Source organism: Cyanobium sp. Cruz-8D1, assembly GCF_024345975.1.
GTDB lineage: Bacteria > Cyanobacteriota > Cyanobacteriia > PCC-6307 > Cyanobiaceae > Cyanobium.
This window is the reverse complement of record NZ_JAGQCD010000008.1, coordinates 107,028-126,375: the sequence shown is the minus strand read 5'-3', so window position 1 is coordinate 126,375 and position 19,348 is coordinate 107,028. Positions and strand designations below refer to the sequence as shown.

Genomic DNA, 19,348 nt, shown 5'->3' with positions numbered 1-19,348 from the left:
CCGGGCGTGGGAATCCACGAGGGATTGGCTTGGTGTCGCAACCCCAACCTCTCATGGCTCCATGCCCACCCAATGGCTTGAGACCCATTGCGCCGCAATGGCTCTTGGTCTTGTGTCCGTCAGTCAGCGTTGGGGCACATCTGACCGGCGCAAACCATGGCCTACAGCGCGTGAAGCGCTGCGGCTGCTGGATCCCATTTGGGTGCGGCTTCATGCTTCTGGATAGAAGTCACAGCTCGGGGTTCAAGCAGACGTCCGCTGCTCCAGCCGCTCCGCGAGCCACACCTTGATGATCGACTGACGGGTGACACCGAGACGGCTGGCTTCGCGATCGAGCTGGTCGATCATCCACACGGGGATGTCAACGTTGACGCGTTTCTGCTCGAGCCGACGGCGACGGGCACCGCCGAGGTCGAGGGCCTCAAGCACGGACTCGCCGGCATCGAAACGTTGATCGAAATCAGAACTGTTCATAGAGCTCCACCTCTTCTGGTCTGGACCGCCGAACGGAAATCAATCGGATGCACCGGTCGCGGTCGGTGATCACGGCCGACCAGTGCTTGAGGCCAATCCTGCCGATCACTGGAAATCTTGGCTCTCCGGTGGTGCGGGCCGGAACCTCCAGGAGCTCCGAATCGTTCCAGAGCTTCTGGGCAGCAAGGAAGTCGATGCCGTGCTTGGCAAGGTTGGAGTCACTCTTGACTGGATCGAACGCGAACTCCATAGGGTGCTTATTCTATACCTTTTCGGCCCTCTGGGGCATCTCCGAATCAGAAAGCCCCCGTCCTCGGGACAGGCTGCTGGATCCCGGTTCTCTCCCTTCTGCCTGCCGTCCACGCTCATAACGACGGGCCCTTGTCCACGCGACGGTCGAGAGCACGGGTCGGGGACTGGGGCGGCACAGCCACACCAGAAGGGATCTCAGCAGGGGCGCCTGCCTGCCGGGCTGCCCAAAACCAAACCTGGCCCGGTCGCCCGGCAGCCGCCAGCATCACTCCATGGCCTCCAGCCCCACTGCTGCCTTCCTTCGCCTGCGCGCGTTCATCGCCGAAGCGACAGGGAATGCAACCAGCTGCTGTCATTGCGGCGCCAGCCTTTTGTGCAGATGCTGAACTCAGCGGTAGCTGAGGAACTCGGCCAGTGTCATGCCGATGTCTTTGGTGATCTGGCGGAGCAAGGGAGGAGCGATATCGCGGCCTTTATGCATTGGAACCGTGGTGCAGCGACCGCGGGAATCACGGAACTGCTGGTGGGAGCCACGCTGACGAACAACTTCGAAGCCCAGCTTTCTGAGGATGTCTGCCACCTCTGATGGTCTGAGAACCGGCGTTGCGCCCACGCTCAGGCCGGCACGATGATCTGCTGCAGACCTACGAAATCACTCTCCAAGGCAGGTTCGCCGTCTTCAAGGAGCATGGCGATCACCTCCTGGAGGTTGGCCTGCAACTCGTCGAGGGTCTCGCCCTGGCTGTGAGCCCCCGGGAAGCCCGGGACATACCCCACCAGCAGACCGGTGTCCGGGCAGCGCTCGATCACGGCTGAGAAGGTACGCACAGGCTCTGACAACTCCAGATCACCCATCGTAGAGACCTTGCCACTTCTGTTCCATGGACGGGTGAGAAGCATGACCTGGCGGCAGAACTTCCTCTTCACCAGTGCCACCCCCAGTCACACCCGCCAGGATTCCCCCATGCCCCCGCCCCCCTCCACCACCTACCAGCGCCTGCGCGAGTACATCGCCAAGCAGATGCGCATGAGCCACATCTACCAACCGCTCATGCTGCTGGAACTGCTCGGCCGCCGCAGCCCCGCCCCAGCGCAGGACGTGGCCCGGCGGATCCTGGGCAACCGATGGTGGGCCGGGTTCACCCTCAACGGCATCACCGCCCATGGCGATGGCCACGACAGCCTGATCGGCGGCGACGACCTGAGCGATGGCGAGCGCAACGCGCTGCTGGAGCTCTGCCGCCAGCGCCTCGATGCCTTCCGCGAGCAGCCCGATCAGCGGCTCGGTGAACTACAGGGTTCACCGATGCGCCCGGGGCCGCTGCGAGTGCTGCGGCGCCCACGAGCACCAGCGGGCCCTGGAGGTGGACCACATCCTCCCCAAGAACCAGGGCGGCTCCGACGCCATCAGCAACCTGCAGGCGCTCTGCATCGCCGATGCCTATCCCGTGAGCGAGGGGCACAGCCTGGTGATCCCGCGTCGTCATGGGGCCGTCGGGCTGGAGCTGCACCAGCCGGAGTGGAACGCCGTGGTGGAGCTGGTTCATTCGATACAGAGGTGGTGAGATCAGCTGGCGGGAATCTCATGCCATCGGACAACAACGTCGGATTGAACTTCAAGCACCCGGTTAACCATGTCAGGGTCACGGCTCTGGTTGATCAGCTGCAAGGCTGACTGGACCCTGAGCCATTGCTCTTCCGCATTCAAACCAGCTTCCCTGAGAGCGATCACGCCTGGGTGAACGTCTATGGCGGCGGCCAATCGCATGAAATCCCCCACGTTCACCGTGACCACAATCTGATCCCAGGCCAGTGCGTGGGCGAAGACATCCTCATCCGCAGCACATGCACGGCCGCCTCTGCTGGAATTCCCATGTCACAGACCCAACGGGCGAGACGAGGGCTGAGGTTTTCGTCGATCAACAGCCTCAAGGGATGGGCCTTCAGCCGCGCTGCAGGGTGAGAGGTTGGCGGGGACGGCCTGGAGGCTTCGGCAGGCGGGCCTGGATCTGGGCGTAGTCGAGGGCCTGCCTGCTGAGCTGGGGAAAGTCGGCCTCCAGGTCGGTGCGGCTGACGCCGGAGCGCAGCTGCTCCACAACCACGGCGACTGGAATTCGGGTGCCCCGAAACACAGGTTGCCCCGAGCAGATGGCTGGATTGCTCTCCACCAGGGCATGGGGCCGCCTGAGGAGCCGATAGCGATACCGGAGCTCCCGGCTCACGCTGCTGAGATCAAAGCTGAAGGACACCGCACCGGTTTTGCGCAGTTCACCGTGGCCACGGGACCATTCACCCACAGCGACCTGACCCGGGGGTGAGTCCACAGGCAACCGCTGAGTCTTCTCGGTGAGGACACGGAACACCTGACGCTTCTGAACAGGCGAAAGCTGCAGGCCCTCGGCACTCAGTGCGCTGACCACCTGGAAGTAGAGCAGCTCACGAAAGCCCAGGCGCAGCGGTGCTGTGGAGGAAGGCGATTCGGGCGGGGCCAGCACACGGCGGTATTCCTGACTCAGCAGACGGGCATCGGCTCCGAGCAGGGCAGCCCCTGTGGCGGCGGTGAGGGCTGGGGGCATCGCAGGAACCATGTTTCAGGCTGAACCATAGTAAGTGAGCTGAGGTTGGTGTCCTGGTGGACGGGGTGGGTGGCCATTGCCAAAAGGAGATGGTTCCTCAATGGGCAAGTGCCACCCCTGTCACCCCGCAGTCCCCACCTGGCCCCCCAGCGACGGCGCCTACAGCCTGATCGGCGGCGACGAGCTGAGCGATGGCGAGCGCGACGCGCTGCTGGAGCTCTGCCGCCAGCGCCTCGATGCCTTCCGCGAGCAGCCCGATCAGCGGCTCGATGAGATACCGGCTTCACCGATGCGCCCAGGGCCGCTGCGATTGCTGCGGCGCGCACGAGCACCAGCGCGCCCTGGAGGTGGCACCCATCATCCCCAAAAACCAGGCCGGCTCCGACGCCATCACCAACCTGCAGGCGCTCTGCTTCCGCTGCAACGCCGGCAAGCGCGACGGCTGTTTGCCTACGCAAGAGGGCGCACCGACTTCCGCGGTGTGCAGGCCAGCTACGGCCACCGCGAAGCGGGCTGTGTGTTCTGCGCGCTGGAGGGCAGCGACCGGGTGCTGCTGGAGAACGATGGGCACAGCCTGGTGATCCCTCGTCGTCATGGGGCCGACGGGCTGGAGCTGCACCAGCCGGAGTGGAACGCCGTGGTGGAGCTGCTGAAGCTGCGGCGGGAGCAACTGAGTGCCCAGGACGCGTCGATCCGCGGCTGGGCTGGTTTGCTCAACGCAAGAGGGGGGCTGAACTCAGGAGAGACGGCGGGTCAGACGGTGTTTCAAGCGCACTGGCATTGGATCCCGAGGCGAGAGGGGGGCAGTGAGCAGCCGCGGGGTTGGGTGCGTGCGGGTGGTAATCCCGTCGAGACGGGCCTACTGAAGACAGCCCGCCTCACCTCGGCTACAAAGACACAAGTACTGGCCGGATCCGTGCCCTCCTACTGGTGGGTGAACCACAAGCAGACCTACCGGCAAGAGACCGACGGCGGCTACATCTGGTCACCGAAGGCCAATGCCAACGGCGCCCGCAACGTGACCTACGACAACCTCAGCCACTGCCAGCGGGGGGATGTCGTGTTCAGCTATGCCAACGGGCGCAAAAGCCAGCTCGGCCTGGTGGAAACGGCGGCGATCACGGCCACCAAGCCGCCGGAGTTCGGCTCAGCGGGGGAGAACTGGAGCCAGGAGGGCTGGCTGGTGCGGGTGAACTGGCAGCCGCTGCGCCAGGCCCTGGTGCCGCAGACGTTCTTTGAGCTGCTGCAACCACTGCTTCCGGAACGCCACAGCCCGATCAGCACAAGCACAGGGAAGGGACTGCAGGGGGTGTACCTGGCTGGGCTGAGCGAAACCCTGGGGCTGCTGCTGGTGAAGCTGATCGAGGAGCACGCCGATCCGGCGGTGCGGGTGCACCTGGTGGTACTAGCGGAAGAGGGCGCCTACACCGATGCCCTGCTCGATGACATGCAGCGGTTGCGGGAGGTGCCGAGCCGCACCGAGCGCGATGCGCTCACCAAGGCGCGGCTGGGGCAGGGGTTGTTTCGCCATCGGGTGTCGGAGCTGGAGCCGGCCTGCCGGGTCACGGGGCTGGCGCGGCAGGAGTTCCTGGTGGCGAGCCACATCAAACCCTGGCGATCCTGCGACAACTGCGAACGGCTGAGCGGATCCAACGGACTGCTGCTCTCCCCCCATATGGACAAGCTGTTTGATCGCCACTGGATCAGCTTCGACTCAGGCGGTGAGCTGATCTGGCAGCACGAGGCCGCCGGCGAGGCCTTGCGCTGCTGGGGCATCCAAGGGGCGAATCTGATCCGGCCGTTCAGCCGCGAGCAGGAGGCGTTCTTGCGTGCCCACCGAGAAGCCCTGAGGCACTGAGGCCTAAGGGGTCAAGAGGCTTGGGTTGGTTTGGCCACAAAAGGCTGATCCGGCTGGCCAGGGCGCTTGATCACGGCGTGAGTGAGATCTTCCTCCGTGATTTCGGGGATCTCTACATATTCTTCGGGTTGGATGACATGGGCATCGACGCGCTGAAGATCAGAGTGGATCTTGCCTTCAGGAAAGATCGGGGAAAAAACGACGTTGTTCTCGCTCATTGGCCTTTCGCATGGAGATGATGTGCCTGATGTCGTTGCGCTCCGTGTAGACCACGATCACGGCGCGGCCTCGCAGCCATCCAACGCAGACGATTCTGATTTCACCATAGTCTCGCCTTCGATCGGGGACCTCGATCGTTGGGCCGGCGAAGACAGTCTCAGCATCAAGAAAATCCAGGCCGCGCTGCTCCAGGGTTCGCAGGCGCTTGGCCGGGTCAAAGCGGATCACCGGGCAGGAAGCGCTGGATGAAGGGCGCCAACGGCATGGGTCCGCAGCGGGGAATCCAGCTGCGGCAGCCTGGGATCCGACGCCAGCACTGGACTTGTAGGTGGGGGTGTGCGTCCGGGACGAGCTGCACTCGGTAGCGGTACTCGGCATCGGCGGCCTGCTCTGGGGTGGCCAGGGGTTCCGCTTGCTGCTGGGTGCTCAGGAAGGCAGCGAGGAAGGAGGCGGGTTCAGGATTTTCGCGCAGGGCCTCCGCAAAGCACCAGGCGGCTCCGGTGGGGTAGCCGTCGTGATGGAGGTAGAGATGGCACTGCGGGGCTCCTGGAAAGCCGATGAAGGGAAAGACGGCGCGGGTGGCCAAGGGGGTAGAGCGACTGCTCTTGCCAGTGCCACCGGTGTATCAGTCACTGGGTGATGGTTGATTCACAAATGTCTGAGATCAGAAGGGCAATCATCAAGACCCAATTGGTTTAAGCGTTCTGCTTGAGTTTCTTCTCGATCTCTTCCCAGTCTCCGAGATGTGCCCGCATGAGGGCCTTCCACAGCCGGCCGTGGTTAGGAATGGAAAAGTGAAGAAGCTCGTGAACGATTACATAATCCCAGAATGTGGGATCCAGGCTGAGCAGATCAACGCTGAAGTTGAGGTGGCCATTGGTTGAGCAGGAGGCCCACTTGCTGCGCATAGGACGGACACCAAGCCATACGACATGCACATCAAGTTTTTGTGCCCAGGAGCGCACACGTTCCTTAAAGGCCAGTTTCGCAGCAAAACTCATCCGTTCTTATCAATCTTCAAGAGCAACGCAAATAGCCCCTCAACCAAAGGCGTGACCTGCTCTAGTTGATCGCATTCGGCAAAGATTGCAAATGTGACCTTCTTACGTAGCTCACGCAACTCGTTGTCGCTCCTTTGCCAGTTGGGGAACTGCACGAAAGCCGCTTTGATCTTGGCGCTTACTTCCACGGGGTGACTGATTTGTGCAGCTTCAAGGTTCTGAAAAACAAAGAATGTCAAGTCATCAAAGCCCCTCTCCGCCTGCTCCTTCTTGCGTGCTTCGTTGTGTCGAACTTCGGCCAGCAGTTCCTCCAGTGCTTCGGCGGTAGAGGTTTGGCGCTGCTCAAAGCTCTCTTGCACCAACCGAGCCCGTTCGGCCATGGCGATCAGGAAGGGATCATCGCTGTTCTCTTCGGCGAACTTCTCGATGCTTTTCACCAGGTTGATCACTTTGGTGCCGTCTCCACCCTGCCGTGCCTTGATCAGTTCAATCGTGTCGCTGTTGATCAACACAGCCTCGAAAATGCCTCGGGCTTGGATCTGGCTCGCGCTGACATTTTCTTGCACGAGGGCATTGGTTTTGCGTTGAAACTCACGATCCACCGTTACGCTGGTGCTGTACGCCTTGCGCACAATCGCGTAGATGGCCGAGAGCGTAGTGAAAGCATCGATGAATGGCCGCAAGAAGGCATCGGGCGAGATGATCTCGTAGAGCATCTCGATCTCCTTGTATTCCTTAAAGAACTCCTTTCGCCGTTCGGGATCGCGGAAGTGCTCGGCGAGGTTATCAATGTCCTTGTCGTTGAAGTTCTGCTCAATAAGGGCGAGGTAGGCGGGGGCCTTGCTCTCCATCTTGTTCTGGAAGAGCACCTTGAGCAGCTTGAGATCTTTGACGATGGCATTGATCTCGTCGCTGTCGAAGGCGAGGGCTTTTTCGAGCTTGTCGAAGATGCCGACGAAATCGAGCACGAAGCCGTGGGGCTTCACCATTTCAAGGGCCTCGTTCTCGTAGGGGCGATTCACCCGAGCTATGGCCTGCAGCAGGGTGTGATCGCGCATCGGCTTATCGAGATACATTGCATAAAGCACGGGTGCATCGAAGCCGGTGAGTAGTTTCTCGGTGACGATGAGGATCTTGGGCTGCTGATCGAGCTTGCCGAAACTTTTGCGGATCTGCCGCTCCTTTTTCGGGTCGAGGTGGAACTCCTTGAGCAGGGCGGTGTCGTTGTTGTTGCGGGTGTAGACCACCTCCGAGATCTCAGGGGGCAGGCCCATCTCGGTGAACACGGCATCGAGGGCGTGCTTGTAGAGAGCGCAGGCTTCTCTATCGACGCCCACCAGGAAGGCCTTGTAGCCCAAAGGCTCCACGTTCTCCACATAGTGTCTGGCTACAAAGCGGGCCACCTGCTGGATGCGATCTTTGCCCTTGAGGAAGTTCTTGAGGTTCACCGCCCGCTCAAGGATCTTGTTGAGCTCCTCGATGTCGGCCACACCCTCGGCTTCGGCAAGGGAGAGAAACTCGGCGTCGAGGATCTCGTGGGGCACGAGCATCTCGTTGGGGGCGAGCTGGTAGTAGAGGGGCAGGGTGGTGCCGTCTTCGATGCTTTCGGCTATTGAGTATTTGTGCAGGTAACCCTTGTCGTCTTCGCAGCCGAAGGTTTTGAAGGTGCCCTTGCCGTAGATGGTTTTGTCGACGGGGGTGCCGGTGAAGCCGAGGAAGGTGGGATTCGGCAGGCCGGCCATCAGGAAGGTGCCGAGGTCGCCGCCGGTGGTGCGGTGGGCTTCGTCGATCAACACATAGATGTTCGAGCGGGTGTTGAGATCCGCAGGCATGTCGCGGAATTTGTGGATCATCGTGACAATGATTCCCCGGTAGTTGTCGCGGAGAAGTTGGTTTAGGCGGGCGATGCTGCTGGCGTGCTCCAGGTTGCCCAGGCCGAGGGCGGAGAGGTTCTTGAGCATCTGATCTTCCAGCTCATTGCGGTCGATCATCAACAGCACGGTGGGCTTGTCGGCTTCTGGGGCACGGAAGAGCCGCTCCGCTGTTTTGATCATGGTGAAGGTCTTGCCGCTGCCCTGGGTGTGCCAGATCAGGCCTCGCCGGCGGTGGGGATCTAGGGCACGGGCGACGGACGCATCGACAGCTGCGGTTTGGTGCTGGCGCAGGATGTATTTGTTGAGTTCTTCGTCTTTCTCGGCGAAGACGATGTAGTGCTGCAGGAAATCGAGGAGCTGCGGGATGGCGCAGAAGCTCTTGATCTTGGCCTCCAGCTGGCCCACCTGCTCGTGCTTCCAGTTGAAGAGGTTGCGCCGCACTGTGTTCCAGCTCACGCCATAGGAAAAGCCGATGGCATCGGTGGCGGTGAACAGCTGCTGGCTGACGAACAGCTCGGGCGTTTCGCGGTGATAGCGGCGGATCTGATCGATACCCAGATCGATGGCTTCCTGCTTATTGGCGTTCTTGCATTCGATCACCAGCACGGGGATGCCGTTGATCAGAAAGACCAAATCCTCACGGGTGCCGTAGTGACCGTTGTGGAAGGCCCACTCCTCGGTGACTTCGTAGATGTTCTTGCGTGCCTCCGGCACCCTGTCGCGGTCGTCGTAATCGATCAGGATCAGATCACGCTCGCGCTTCTCCTCGTGATCGAAGAACTTCCCACGGTTGCGCAGGTGCTCGACGAATTCCCGGTTGCCGTGGATGTCGGTGTGCAGATGACGGAACTGCCCGAGCAACGCGCCCTCGGCCTCGGCGTAGCGCGGGTTGAATTCGCGCAGCTTGGCGTCAAGCAGATCGTCGAAGAAGAGGGACCGGTTCTTGGCCCTGTCCGCGTGTGGGGCGCCTGGATCAAAGCCGCGAAGCTGCTCGGCTTCTTCGCGGGTCACAATCGTCCAGCCAATAGACTCGGCATAGCCGAGAATCCGGGCTTGGACGGTTTTGTGTTCTCCGGGTTTGGACATTAGCTATTTGTCTTTATAGTAAGGAATTAGGGGAGGATTCGGATTTTCATTCGGATTTTTATCTCGTTCATTCGGGCACATCTCACGCGAGGAAAATGATCTTGAATACTCGGCTGGAGCCGGGCAAAGCTCCTTGTCGATCACAATAAATTGTGTGTCCTTCAGCTCTTCAAGAGAAAGCTCATACAGCATCTTCATAAAGCCTTCAAACTGCGCTCGATTTATTCGTTCACTAGTATTCTTCATTGGCGAGTCGATTATCAACAAAGAAGGGAGTAGTGCGCCAATTTCTGTCGCAAGGCGATGAACAGCAACTGCGAAACAGCACTTGAATAGGGTCTTCTTACCTCCGCTTCCGAGATTGCCAAAAGAGGTCACGGCCAAATTTCCTACGCCAGCCGATGAAACCTCCGGAAGAAAGTGTGGAGGCTTCATTTCTACGCAATCATCAATGTAGAAACCCGATAACTTTGCACGTAAAAGGCAGTCAAGGAAGAGGGTTTGAAGGCGTCCTAAATTCTGCGTATCCCCTTCTGCTTTATCTCTGGCTTCCCTGAGTTCATGCCTAGTTTTCTTCTCATCCACTGCCAACCGCTCCACCCTCTCGTTCAACTCCACAATCCTTTGGACCAGTAGTTCGATTCTTGAAAGGTCCGACAGCTGTTGCAGAATTGCGGCCCGTTGCGTCTCCGATTCAAGCACAGATGAAAGATAGGCGGAGTCATAGTTTCGAGCGACACGATTCAATTCCTCATCAAGCGAATGTTTCTTTGCCCGAGTTTCCCTGAGCATTCGCTCGTTTCTTTGGAGTGCTGCTTCATGTCGTTTGATTAAATCGGCTAGCTCCGCTATCCGAGCGTCCATGTCTTTGTCAACACTGACTTCGTCCAAAACACCAGTTGTATTTTCCAAGTGCACCAATCCGCAAACAGGGCATACATTGGTTGGTCGTGGTGGAAGGTCTTGGCCACACTGGGGGCAATCTACGAACTTCACTCCACTTAACACCTCTCTTGCAGATTGGGAACGACGAAAGCGAGTAGAAAGCGCAAGGAGTTCGTTTCGATGAGATCTGTCTCTGAGTAGTATCTCTCTTAGATCACGGGAAGATTGCTCAATTGCGCTTACCTCCTCCCCAAGCGCTCTCGCTTCACCCTGAAGACCTTCCATAGCGTGCGGCTTAGTAGTAAGCATGTCAGCGCGGAGTGAAGCAATCGATAGTTCAACTTTTGACAGCTTTTGGCTCAAAGCATGGCGAACAGCTTCAAGCTCTATATTTGTTGCAATTTCTGCGTCTCTTAAGGCTTCCTGAATAGCTTGCGCGCCTGCCTCGCACTTAAGCCTCTCGGAACGTTGTACCTCAAGCCTCACCTCAAGCTCAGAGACTTTCTCTTGATGGAAGCCGACAAGGAAACGAAGGACATCCCGGCTTTTGAGTCTTTTGTGCGTATGTGCATCTCCGTCGAGATTGAAGAAGCTGCTGTCCATCGAGTCTTGATCTAGGTAGCAATACCAGAGGAGATCGCGCAGACTCAATCGAGCCAGATCAGAATCTTCTTTGATTTTGCTCTTTCGAACTTTGGGGGGAATTCGGCCACTCAAAACATAGATTAAGTCTGAGATGACTTCAATTCCTGTTCCAGGGATTACTTCTCCATCGCCCGATCGAGACGGAACCATGACTTCATATTGCTCATTATCGTACCTCCAATTGGCACGGATCAAGGTAGAGCCAATATCTCGCCTCAGATTCAACTCTGTATCCTTAACCCTTAATGTCAAACTTGCAGACACGAATTCAGACTGCAATGCAGGAGTCATCTCCTTATCTCCAAGATGACCCCCAAGGCAATAATCGACCAGTCTAGCGATTGTAGATTTACCGGCTCCCATCGGCCCATAAAAATAAGTGAAATCAGTGAAGACTATTATCTCTTTGCTCTTTTTAAAACTTACATGTAGCTCGCTTAGGGCAAATTTCATATCGCTATTTCCTCTCCCCATTTCATGGTTGTGATTTCAGGAAATACCTTGTAAACAAAGTTTTTAAGATTAGTTGCACTATATGTGCCCACACAGTCTGAGATCATTTTACTGCGAGCAGCCAGGTCTTTAAACTCGCTCCTTTTCCCAAGACTCTCTGCCAACTCCAGGCCACTATCTGTAAGGAGAACTTTGACTGTACGGCCATCAAGATATGTTTGAGCTAATCGCCTTGCGACCAGAAGCCCAATCCATCTTCTGTATCGATCGTCCCATGGCCCAAATCGGAACCTGATCATCCGCGCCTCGATTGTGTTGCGATCCTCTTCGGAAATACTTGCTGCGAGATCATGCTTATCCAGTTCTTGGAGGACCCTGACAAGACAGTTCGGGTAGCGCAACAGGAAATCGAGCTTCGCAAGCTTGATAATGCCATCCACTGGCTTGTTACTTCGCTTTCCGCACGCTTTGAGAAGAATGAGTAGTCGAGAGAGATGAAACTCGTCCGAATTCTCAATTTCTGCTGCAAGATAGATCGTCTTCAGACTCATTGTTTGCCCTCTAGGTCAAACCTGTCACTCCACCAGACTTGGCAGGCATCCGTCAGTAAGCCCGCGACTCCGACCAGCACTTCGTAGGGCTGGTAATTGACTTTCGCCGGAGCATCCCTCGCTATTCGACCCAAGCGGTCTTGTAGGTCAATTAGCATGTGGGGACCTAGTGGATTCGTCAGAGTAGAGACTCTCAGTCTGGCTTCAGCGCACTCCGACAAAACAACGTTTTCAACCTGGGATACCATCTGTTTCCCCTCTGCAGTCCTTGTTGCGACTTCTAATAGAGCAGCTTCAGCAATGAGAGTCTTTCTACGCATGACTTCGAACTGATCCCAGAGACCACCCCGCTCTAACTTCTGCTTGAGGACACTACGAACAGTTTCACCGGAATTCAAATTCAGAGTTGCAAGTTCTGATGGATACTGAACCCCAAGATCACAAGCTCCTCGTATGGCATGGAAGATGTCCGCAGGTAGAATTCTCTTCCCGAGAACAACAGGATCATCTTCGCCAGATGAAGTTATGCCGACACAATGACGCATAGGGTCGGCACATTTCACATCGGCAGCAATCTCAACTAGGCTGATAAGAGCATTCAGGACTTTTGCAAGTGAACGCGGCGTCAATCCCTGGCAATCCGCGAGATTCGGAAGGTGGGTATGGCAAATCTCATCCTCAAAGGCATTCTCAGTTGGGCCAACCACCAACTCAATTCGTGACAGCACTGAGAACAGCATATCCGCGTCGCATTTGATTGCCGACCTCAATGCCTCAAATCCTTTTGCTCTATTACCCTCAAGATCACAGTGGTTGGCCAAAGAGCGTATTGCACCAACGAGTTTCACCGGGCTTAGATGGGAGCTCCTCTTCGAATCAGAATTTGAATACTCTGCGTTGGATACAAAGTAGAATCGCATGATCCTTCCTGGGAACTTGCTATCCAACATAATGAAACGATAGACACTCTTGGTAAATGCCTCATCAGTCAGATTCCATGTTCCAGTTTCGGCTTTACGGGTTTTCACTTGAACGGCATCAAAGCAACCATCTTCTCTTTCGGCCAGAAGATCTTCGTGCTGCTCACACCAAATCGCGCGGTAAGGACGACTCTTGTTGATCATTACAATTGAAAGGATCACGCCATATGCATGTTGATAGCGGAATTTCCGAATTACTTGATCGCCAGGATCAGATTCATCTCGGGACGCGATGGGGCTACTCATGCTTTGAGTTGGAGACTATGAACGCGCGTTGTCGCGGTCATCAATTCATGAAGGAGGGTCCGAAATAGGTTGCGCAGTTCACTACACTTCTGACGTGCCAGTCCGATCTTCCGATCTGTCGCGGAGATTGCTTCCGCTATTTCGGCTTGCTCCTCTAATGAAGGGATCAGGATCGGCCAAGGTTTGAGAAACTGAATGTTAATGTTCTTCTGCGTGCCCTTTGGAGCGAGACGGTCCATCTCCGTCTGTTGTGTGATCAAGTAGTAGTTCAGGAACTCAGTGTGTATGTTCTCCTCCGGCGTAATTCCGATGAGGCTGTCTGGGCAGGCGGAATCAAACATCAGAATTCCGGTGAAGCCTATGTTGGCGGCTATCGTGATGAGAATCGTGCCTGCAGGAAACATCTTACTGATGGCAAGTCCGTCCTCGTTCAACGTTTGCGTATATGAACGAACATAGCCGTCGCAGTTGGAGACGTCGCCAGTTTGAACAAAGGGATACTCGCCTCCATAGAAACGGGGCTCGTTGCGTGGACGATGGGAAAATTTGCCTCGCTCGATCATGGCGACTTCAGCCAACTCCACTAACTCCCAACTCTCGGGAACAAGCCCAATCTCCGTCTGCTTTTGAGGCTCCCCACGCAGCCCTTCAGTGAAGAGCTTGTGCATGAGGGCCTTTTTCAGCTCGGTGGTGGTCAGAATGATCCGCTCCTGCGATTCGATCGCTCGCTGCACCGCCGAAAGGATGTGCGCGATCTTCTTCTGCTCGGGGAGTGGGGGGAGAGGGAGGCTGCGTTCGTTGAGACTTGTGAAGTGGCGATTGTAGCCACGACTAGGGATCTCTAGCGCCAACAAAGCAAAGTAGTAGAACCTCGGGTCGTAGAGCTTCCTGTTCGGCAGGAGAACCTTGGTTCCGTCAGCGCCAAGGACGAATGGGAAGTCGACGTATTTTAAGCAGCGCGTGTGGTCGCCGAAAATAATCAGCGGCAGGTCGAAGTCGATGACTCTACTTTCGTCATCGCAGTAACCGGCAACGAACTTCTGCCCTTGGTCGACGACCGGGAAGCGACCAACCTCTGCGATGTCCTTCGCCGGAATTTGGTTTCGCCGACCGACCTTGTTCTTAACGAACGAATCGGGCACGGCGCATGTTTGCCAGGCGTTCATACCCCGAGCTTCTCCAAAATCACCTTCAACGCCTTATCCGTCTCCCGGGCCTCTGCTTCGATGACCTTCAGTTCCTCAACGATCACGGCAATCGGCCGATAGGACTCAGCGTCGCTGGTGTGGATGTAGCGGCTGGGGGAGATGTTGAAGTCGTTCTTCTTCAGCTCAGCGTGATCGACGATGCGGCTGAGTTTCTCCTCTTCCTGCCAGCCGATCAGGGTGCCGGCAATCCGCTGGATGCCTGCATCAGGGATGAAGTTCTTGGGATCACCCTTTTCGAACACCTGGCTGGCGTTCACCAGGAACACCTTGCCCTTGCGCTCCTCTGGTTTGGCCTTGTTCAGGAACAGCACGATGCCTGGAGCCGTGGTGTTGTAGAAGAGATTTTCAGGCAGGTAGAGCACGTTCTCGATCAGGTCGTGCTCAACGAACCACTGGCGCACAATCTTTTCCTTGTTGGTCCCGGCATTGCCCGAGCCGCGGGAGGCTGCGCCGGTGTCGAGCACCACGGCAGCGCGGCCGCTGGCGTTGAGGCTGGCGTGCATGTGCTGCACCCAGCCCCAGTCCGCCGACGACTTGCCGGGGAAACCGGCCCCCGGTGGAAACCGATCGAATTCGTCGCTGTCGTAGTCGGCCTCGGTGAACATGTCCTGGTTCCACATTGGATTGGCCACGACGCGATCAAACGTGCGCAGTTTGCCCGCTGAGTTTTTGAACCAGGGTTTCTTGAATGTGTCGCCGATCTCGATCTGGCCCTCCAGGTCGTGGATGATCATGTTCATGTTTGCCATCGCCCAGGTTTCGGGCACATACTCCTGGCCGAACAATTTCAGCGGTGCGATGGCGGCGCCGTTCGAGCCCCGCACGCTCTCTTCCATGGCGATTTCGCACTTCACCAGCAGGCCGCCGGAGCCGCAGCAGGGGTCGTAGATCTCCATGCCGGGCCCCGGCTGCAGCACCTTGCTCATGATGCTGCCCACCTCAGGCGGGGTATAGAACTCACCAGCGCTCTGGCCGCTGCCCTCGGCGAACTTGCGGATCAGGTATTCGTAGCTCTTGCCGATGATGTCGGCCTCCACGTCGCCCAGCCCCAGGCGCTTGGTGCTGATCGCCTCGATCAGATTCGAGAGGCGGTCGTCCTCGAGGTCGCGCTGGCCGTGGGTGGTGGCGTTGAAGTCCACCCGATCGATGATGCCCTGCAGCAGCGGGTTCTCCCGGGCGATGGCCCGCATCTGGGTGGTGACCCCTTCGCCGATCTTGTCAGCCAACATGCGGATCACGCTCCACACCGGCTGCTCCGGGTCGTCCGGCACCAGCGGCAGGTAGAAGCGCACCAGCTTGTGATCAGCGGCCACCAGCTGGAACGCCTTCTGGCGCGAACCCACCTCGGCGGCGATGCGGTTCAGCTCGTCGTCGAATACATCGCAGAGCCGCTTGGTGAAGATCAGCGGCAGGATGTAGTCCTTGTATTTCGGCGCGTCCTTGGCGCCGCGGATCGAGCAGGCGGCGTCCCAGATCCAGGATTCGAGGGATTTGTCTTTGGTGATGCCGTTGGCGGAGGCTTTCCCCTTGCGGGGGGCTTTGGCTTGCGTGGCCTGTTGCACCACCGGTTCGGCGTAAGCAAGGAACAAGGTGTCGCTGCGGCCCTGGCCGCGTTTCACGATCCCCTTGGCCACCAGTTCCGCCTTCACCTCCTCGTAGAGGGGCTCCTCCCAGCCGAGGGCCTCGCGTAGGGCCAGGTTCTTGGCGGGACTGCCGACCTCTTCCAGGGCTTCGAGGAAGTCGTTCAGCTGGTCCTGATCGGGCATCGAGGGATCAGGTGGTCACCACTGAGGGGAGTCTGCCTGCAGTTGGGGCGGTTTGGGGGGTAGTCGGGCAGGTGCGGGGCGATCGTCTACCCCTTCCCCAGCAACTGCCGCACCAGCGCAATCAACTCCTTCTTCGTGAAACTCTCCAACGGCGGCGGCGGTGGGGTCACGCCATGGCGTTCCAGCAGGTGGGCCAGAGCGGCCTTTTGCAACTTGGAGTACCCCTTGATGCCATGCACTTTGCACAGCCGCTTGAGGCTGGCCGCGGGCTGTTGCAGGAAACTCCCCTTGCCCAGCAAGGCTTTCGGGTCCTGGGTTCCCCCAGACTGTGGATCCTGGAGGTCGTGGAGGGCAGCGCTGGAGCGCTGCAGATGGTCAGCCACCCGGCGGTACACCCGGGCATCGGTGCCCGCCAGATCACGGTGGCTCTGCTCCAGCAAATCAGCGATCGACGGGCCCGCGCTCATGGCTTTCCTCCGAGCTGGCTCGCGGCAGTGCTCGCCTCGGCCGCTTCTGCCGCCAGCGCAACAGCCTTGGCCTTCACCTGGCGCCAGCGCCTGGCCTGCTGAACCAAACGGCGGAACATCTCCACGAGCCAGAAGCCACTTTGGCGCTCGCTCTCGTCGATCAGGCCCACCATCGCATCGCCCGTTTCCTCCAGCTCGCGGATCACGCTGCCGAGCTTGGCGTTGAGAGCATGGAGCCGAGCCTTGGCCCGGGCCTCATCGGCCAGATCCATCTCCAGCTCCACCAGCTCCCGTTGCAGCTCCGCGATCACCACCCCCCGCCGGTCGCTTTGGGCCTTGAGCACGCCTCGGGAGCGGTTGGCCGACACCAGGGCCGCCCGACAGTCCTGGTAGGTGCCCTCCAGAGCCTCTGGATCTGGCGTGATCGGGAATTCAGTGGCCGAGCGGAGGGGCATCGGGATTCGTACGGCTGCCTCCAGGATTGCCGATTTTGAGCGGTTTTGGCTGGGTCAGTTAGGGGGAGGGGTGATCAGGGCTTCCGTAGGGAGTCCTCTGGTTTCTGCAGCCAAGTCAAGACAGCCCTCGCAACAACACATCCGCCCCTACGCCTACCAGCAGGAGATCCTCGACAAGCTGTCGGCCGAGCGCAGCCTCCATGGCCGCTGGCGCAACCTGGTGGTGGCCGCCACCGGCACGGGCAAAACCGTGATCGCCGCCCTCGATTACGCCCGCCAGGCTGGTCCGGGTCACCCCAGCCTGCTGTTCGTGGCCCACCGGCGCGAGATCCTGCAGCAGAGCCTCGCCACCTTCCGCCAGGTGCTGCGCGATGGCTCCTTCGGTGAACTGCTGGTGGATGGCCAGCGCCCCAGCCAGTGGCGCCATGTGTTCGCCTCGGTGCAGTCGCTCGCTGGGCTGGATCCGGCGGGCCTGGCGCCGGACACGTTCGACGTGGTGATCGTCGATGAGTTCCACCACGCCGCCTCCGCCAGCTACGAGCGCTGGCTGCGCCACCTGGCGCCCGTGCTGCTGCTGGGCCTCACCGCCACCCCCGAGCGCACCGGCGGTGAGGACATCCTCCATTGGTTTGACGGCCGCATCGCCGCTGAGCTGCGCCTCTGGAGCGCGTTGGAGCAGGGCCTGCTCTGCCCCTTCCACTACTTCGGCCTCCACGACGGCACCGATCTCTCCCAGATCGAATGGCGCCGCAACGGCTACGCCAGCGAGGCCCTCTCCAACCTCCACACCGCCGACGACGCCCGCCTGCGCCTGCGGCTGATCCTGCGGGAACTGGCAGACAAGGTCACCAACCTGGATTCGATGCGGGCCCTGGGCTTCTGCGTGAGCGTGGAGCACGCCCATTAGATGGCCCGCAAGCTCGTGGCCGCCGGCCTGCGCGCCGCCGCCCTGGATGCCTCAAGCCCGCGGGAGCAGCGCGCCGAGCAGATCCGCCGCCTGCGAACCGGCGAGCTGCAGATCCTCTTCGCCGTCGACCTGTTCAACGAAGGCCTCGACATCCCCGAGATCGACACGGTGCTGTTCCTGCGGCCCACCGAGAGTGCGATCGTGTTCCTGCAGCAGCTCGGCCGCGGTCTGCGCCTCTGCCGGGGCAAAAGCTGCCTCACGGTGCTCGATTTCATCGGCCAGGCCCACCGGAGCTTCCGCTTCGACCTGCGCTACCGCGCCCTGCTCGGCGGCACGCGCGACCAGCTGGAACAGCAAATCAAAGGAGGGTTTCCCTTCCTGCCGGCCGGCTGCAGCCTGCAGCTCGATCGGGTGTCGAGCGAGCGTGTGCTGGCCAACCTGCGCGAGTCGCTGCCCACGCGCCGGCCCCAGCTGCTCGCCGAAGCTCGCCGCCTCGGGCGTTGTTCGCTGGCGGCGTTGCTGGAGGGGCTTGGGATGGAGCTGAGGGAGTTTTACAAGGTGGCGGGGTCGTGGGCGTTGTTGCAGCGGGAGTTGGGGTGGTTGGCGGCGGCGGAGGCCACCGGCGATGAGGAGCGGCTGGGGCGGGGGATCGCCGGGGGGCTGCTGCATCTGGACGACCCCGAGCGGATGCGCTGGCTGGCGGATCAGCTGCAGCGGCACCTCGCGCCCGATCCGGCGGGTTTCGATCCCGTCACCGAGCGCAGCTGGCGCATGCTGATGGCCCAGCTCTGGGGCAGCGGCCGGCAGCACCTGCCCCTGGCCGAGGCCCTCGTCCGGCTCTGGGCTGCCGCCGACCTGCGCGCCGAGCTGGTGGAGCTGTTCGCGCTGCTTCTTGAGCGCACCGACCACCTGGTGGAACCGCTCGACTGGGGCCGCACCGATCCGCCCCCCATCCCCCTCAAACTCCACGGCCGCTACTCCCGCGCCGAGGTGTTCGCCGCCTTCGGGTTGTTGAACGAGGCCCGCCCTTTCCCCGGCCGCGAGGGGGTGTTATTCGATGAAACCACCCAGTGCGACGTCTTCTTCATCACCCTCAAGAAGAGTGAGCGGCTGTTCTCCCCCAGCACCCGCTACAACGACTACGCCATCTCCCCCTGGGAGTTCCACTGGGAGAGCCAGAGCCTCACCCGGGAAGCGTCCGCCACCGGCCAGCGCTACATCCACCATGTGGAGCGTGGCAGCAGGGTGATGCTGTTCGTGCGGGAGGAAAGCAAGCGCGGTGGGGTGACGCTGCCGTTTCTGTGCCTGGGGTTCGCGGATTACGTGAGCCACGAGGGCGAGCGGCCGATGGCGATCCGTTGGCGGCTGCAGCGGGCGATTCCGGCGGCGTTCGTGCCGGAGTTGGCGTTGGCGGTTTGAGGGGGGCGATCCCCTTTCGACCTCTC

The 19,348-nt window shown here is 59.5% G+C and carries 22 protein-coding genes and 1 pseudogene; 5 read left to right on the top strand and 18 right to left on the bottom strand.

The genetic code is table 11. The features are described from left to right. Window positions 1-243: 243 nt before the first annotated feature. The 4 genes from brnA to KBZ33_RS07395 form a co-directional block, all read right to left on the bottom strand. Window positions 244-474 carry a type II toxin-antitoxin system BrnA family antitoxin gene (brnA, locus tag KBZ33_RS07410; RefSeq protein ID WP_254951842.1) on the bottom strand — a complete coding sequence of 77 codons (231 nt, stop codon included), beginning with the start codon at window positions 472-474 and terminating at the stop codon, window positions 244-246. Beyond that, on the bottom strand, window positions 461-724 hold the full coding sequence (locus KBZ33_RS07405) for a BrnT family toxin (protein ID WP_254951841.1): 264 nt from the start codon (window positions 722-724) through the stop codon (window positions 461-463). Before KBZ33_RS07405 ends, brnA begins: the two co-directional genes overlap by 14 nt. Window positions 725-1,114: 390 nt before the next feature. After that, window positions 1,115-1,306 carry a type II toxin-antitoxin system HicA family toxin gene (locus tag KBZ33_RS07400; RefSeq protein ID WP_254951839.1) on the bottom strand — a complete coding sequence of 64 codons (192 nt, stop codon included), beginning with the start codon at window positions 1,304-1,306 and terminating at the stop codon, window positions 1,115-1,117. A 35-nt stretch (window positions 1,307-1,341) separates the two neighbouring features. Beyond that, the gene (locus tag KBZ33_RS07395; protein WP_254951837.1) at window positions 1,342-1,554 is read right to left on the bottom strand and encodes a type II toxin-antitoxin system HicB family antitoxin; all 213 of its coding nucleotides are present in this window, start codon (window positions 1,552-1,554) and stop codon (window positions 1,342-1,344) included. 425 nt (window positions 1,555-1,979) lie between these two features. Between KBZ33_RS07395 and KBZ33_RS07390 the strand changes: the two genes are divergently transcribed. Next, on the top strand, window positions 1,980-2,291 hold the full coding sequence (locus tag KBZ33_RS07390) for an HNH endonuclease (protein ID WP_254951833.1): 312 nt from the start codon (window positions 1,980-1,982) through the stop codon (window positions 2,289-2,291). A gap of 2 nt (window positions 2,292-2,293) precedes the next feature. Here the strand turns inward: KBZ33_RS07390 and KBZ33_RS07385 are convergent. Both KBZ33_RS07385 and KBZ33_RS07380 read right to left on the bottom strand, forming a co-directional pair. After that, a pseudogene (locus tag KBZ33_RS07385) lies at window positions 2,294-2,569 on the bottom strand (hypothetical protein); the annotation flags it as partial. A gap of 100 nt (window positions 2,570-2,669) precedes the next feature. Then, a complete protein-coding gene (locus tag KBZ33_RS07380; RefSeq protein ID WP_254951831.1) occupies window positions 2,670-3,302 on the bottom strand; it encodes a DUF433 domain-containing protein in 633 nt (210 codons plus the stop codon). A 191-nt stretch (window positions 3,303-3,493) separates the two neighbouring features. On the opposite strand from KBZ33_RS07380, the gene KBZ33_RS21790 reads away from it, so the two are divergent. Together KBZ33_RS21790 and KBZ33_RS07375 are read left to right on the top strand one after the other, a co-directional pair. Further along, window positions 3,494-3,883 carry an HNH endonuclease gene (locus KBZ33_RS21790; RefSeq protein ID WP_396108134.1) on the top strand — a complete coding sequence of 130 codons (390 nt, stop codon included), beginning with the start codon at window positions 3,494-3,496 and terminating at the stop codon, window positions 3,881-3,883. Beyond that, window positions 3,784-5,160: an HNH endonuclease gene (locus KBZ33_RS07375; protein ID WP_396108132.1), complete on the top strand. Its 1,377-nt coding sequence runs from the start codon at window positions 3,784-3,786 to the stop codon at window positions 5,158-5,160. Before KBZ33_RS21790 ends, KBZ33_RS07375 begins: the two co-directional genes overlap by 100 nt. Window positions 5,161-5,171: 11 nt before the next feature. On the opposite strand, the gene KBZ33_RS07370 is transcribed toward KBZ33_RS07375, so the two are convergent. The 12 genes from KBZ33_RS07370 to KBZ33_RS07315 all read right to left on the bottom strand — a co-directional run bounded on the left by KBZ33_RS07370 (window position 5,172) and on the right by KBZ33_RS07315 (window position 16,996). Then, entirely contained in the window at window positions 5,172-5,378 is a 207-nt protein-coding gene (locus tag KBZ33_RS07370; protein ID WP_254951827.1) for a hypothetical protein, read from the bottom strand. Beyond that, complete coding sequence (locus KBZ33_RS07365) at window positions 5,338-5,607, bottom strand: BrnT family toxin (protein WP_254951825.1); 270 nt, start codon at window positions 5,605-5,607, stop codon at window positions 5,338-5,340. The genes KBZ33_RS07370 and KBZ33_RS07365 overlap by 41 nt, the downstream gene beginning before the upstream one ends. Continuing rightward, the gene (locus KBZ33_RS07360) at window positions 5,594-5,965 is read right to left on the bottom strand and encodes a hypothetical protein (RefSeq protein ID WP_254951823.1); all 372 of its coding nucleotides are present in this window, start codon (window positions 5,963-5,965) and stop codon (window positions 5,594-5,596) included. Before KBZ33_RS07360 ends, KBZ33_RS07365 begins: the two co-directional genes overlap by 14 nt. A 109-nt stretch (window positions 5,966-6,074) precedes the next feature. Then, the gene (locus KBZ33_RS07355) at window positions 6,075-6,380 is read right to left on the bottom strand and encodes a M48 family metallopeptidase (protein WP_254951821.1); all 306 of its coding nucleotides are present in this window, start codon (window positions 6,378-6,380) and stop codon (window positions 6,075-6,077) included. Then, the gene (locus KBZ33_RS07350) at window positions 6,377-9,340 is read right to left on the bottom strand and encodes a type I restriction endonuclease subunit R (RefSeq protein ID WP_254951819.1); all 2,964 of its coding nucleotides are present in this window, start codon (window positions 9,338-9,340) and stop codon (window positions 6,377-6,379) included. Before KBZ33_RS07350 ends, KBZ33_RS07355 begins: the two co-directional genes overlap by 4 nt. Window positions 9,341-9,343: 3 nt before the next feature. Further along, complete coding sequence (locus KBZ33_RS07345) at window positions 9,344-11,323, bottom strand: hypothetical protein (RefSeq protein ID WP_254951817.1); 1,980 nt, start codon at window positions 11,321-11,323, stop codon at window positions 9,344-9,346. After that, window positions 11,320-11,874, bottom strand: a complete 555-nt coding sequence (locus KBZ33_RS07340) for a hypothetical protein (protein ID WP_254951815.1) — start codon at window positions 11,872-11,874, stop codon at window positions 11,320-11,322. The genes KBZ33_RS07345 and KBZ33_RS07340 overlap by 4 nt, the downstream gene beginning before the upstream one ends. Next, window positions 11,871-13,100 (bottom strand): dsDNA nuclease domain-containing protein, encoded by a 1,230-nt coding sequence (locus KBZ33_RS07335; protein WP_254951813.1) that lies wholly within the window; start codon window positions 13,098-13,100, stop codon window positions 11,871-11,873. The genes KBZ33_RS07340 and KBZ33_RS07335 overlap by 4 nt, the downstream gene beginning before the upstream one ends. After that, on the bottom strand, window positions 13,097-14,266 hold the full coding sequence (locus KBZ33_RS07330; RefSeq protein ID WP_255011615.1) for a restriction endonuclease subunit S: 1,170 nt from the start codon (window positions 14,264-14,266) through the stop codon (window positions 13,097-13,099). The genes KBZ33_RS07335 and KBZ33_RS07330 overlap by 4 nt, the downstream gene beginning before the upstream one ends. Continuing rightward, window positions 14,263-16,074, bottom strand: coding sequence for a class I SAM-dependent DNA methyltransferase (locus KBZ33_RS07325; RefSeq protein WP_254951809.1), 1,812 nt, complete (start codon window positions 16,072-16,074; stop codon window positions 14,263-14,265). Before KBZ33_RS07325 ends, KBZ33_RS07330 begins: the two co-directional genes overlap by 4 nt. Before the next feature lie 86 nt (window positions 16,075-16,160). Beyond that, entirely contained in the window at window positions 16,161-16,541 is a 381-nt protein-coding gene (locus KBZ33_RS07320; protein ID WP_254951807.1) for a hypothetical protein, read from the bottom strand. Beyond that, complete coding sequence (locus KBZ33_RS07315; protein WP_254951805.1) at window positions 16,538-16,996, bottom strand: hypothetical protein; 459 nt, start codon at window positions 16,994-16,996, stop codon at window positions 16,538-16,540. The genes KBZ33_RS07320 and KBZ33_RS07315 overlap by 4 nt, the downstream gene beginning before the upstream one ends. Before the next feature lie 70 nt (window positions 16,997-17,066). Between KBZ33_RS07315 and KBZ33_RS07310 the strand changes: the two genes are divergently transcribed. Together KBZ33_RS07310 and KBZ33_RS07305 are read left to right on the top strand one after the other, a co-directional pair. Next, on the top strand, window positions 17,067-17,903 hold the full coding sequence (locus KBZ33_RS07310; RefSeq protein WP_254951803.1) for a DEAD/DEAH box helicase family protein: 837 nt from the start codon (window positions 17,067-17,069) through the stop codon (window positions 17,901-17,903). Next, complete coding sequence (locus tag KBZ33_RS07305; protein ID WP_254951802.1) at window positions 17,904-19,322, top strand: DUF3427 domain-containing protein; 1,419 nt, start codon at window positions 17,904-17,906, stop codon at window positions 19,320-19,322. Window positions 19,323-19,348: the final 26 nt, after the last annotated feature.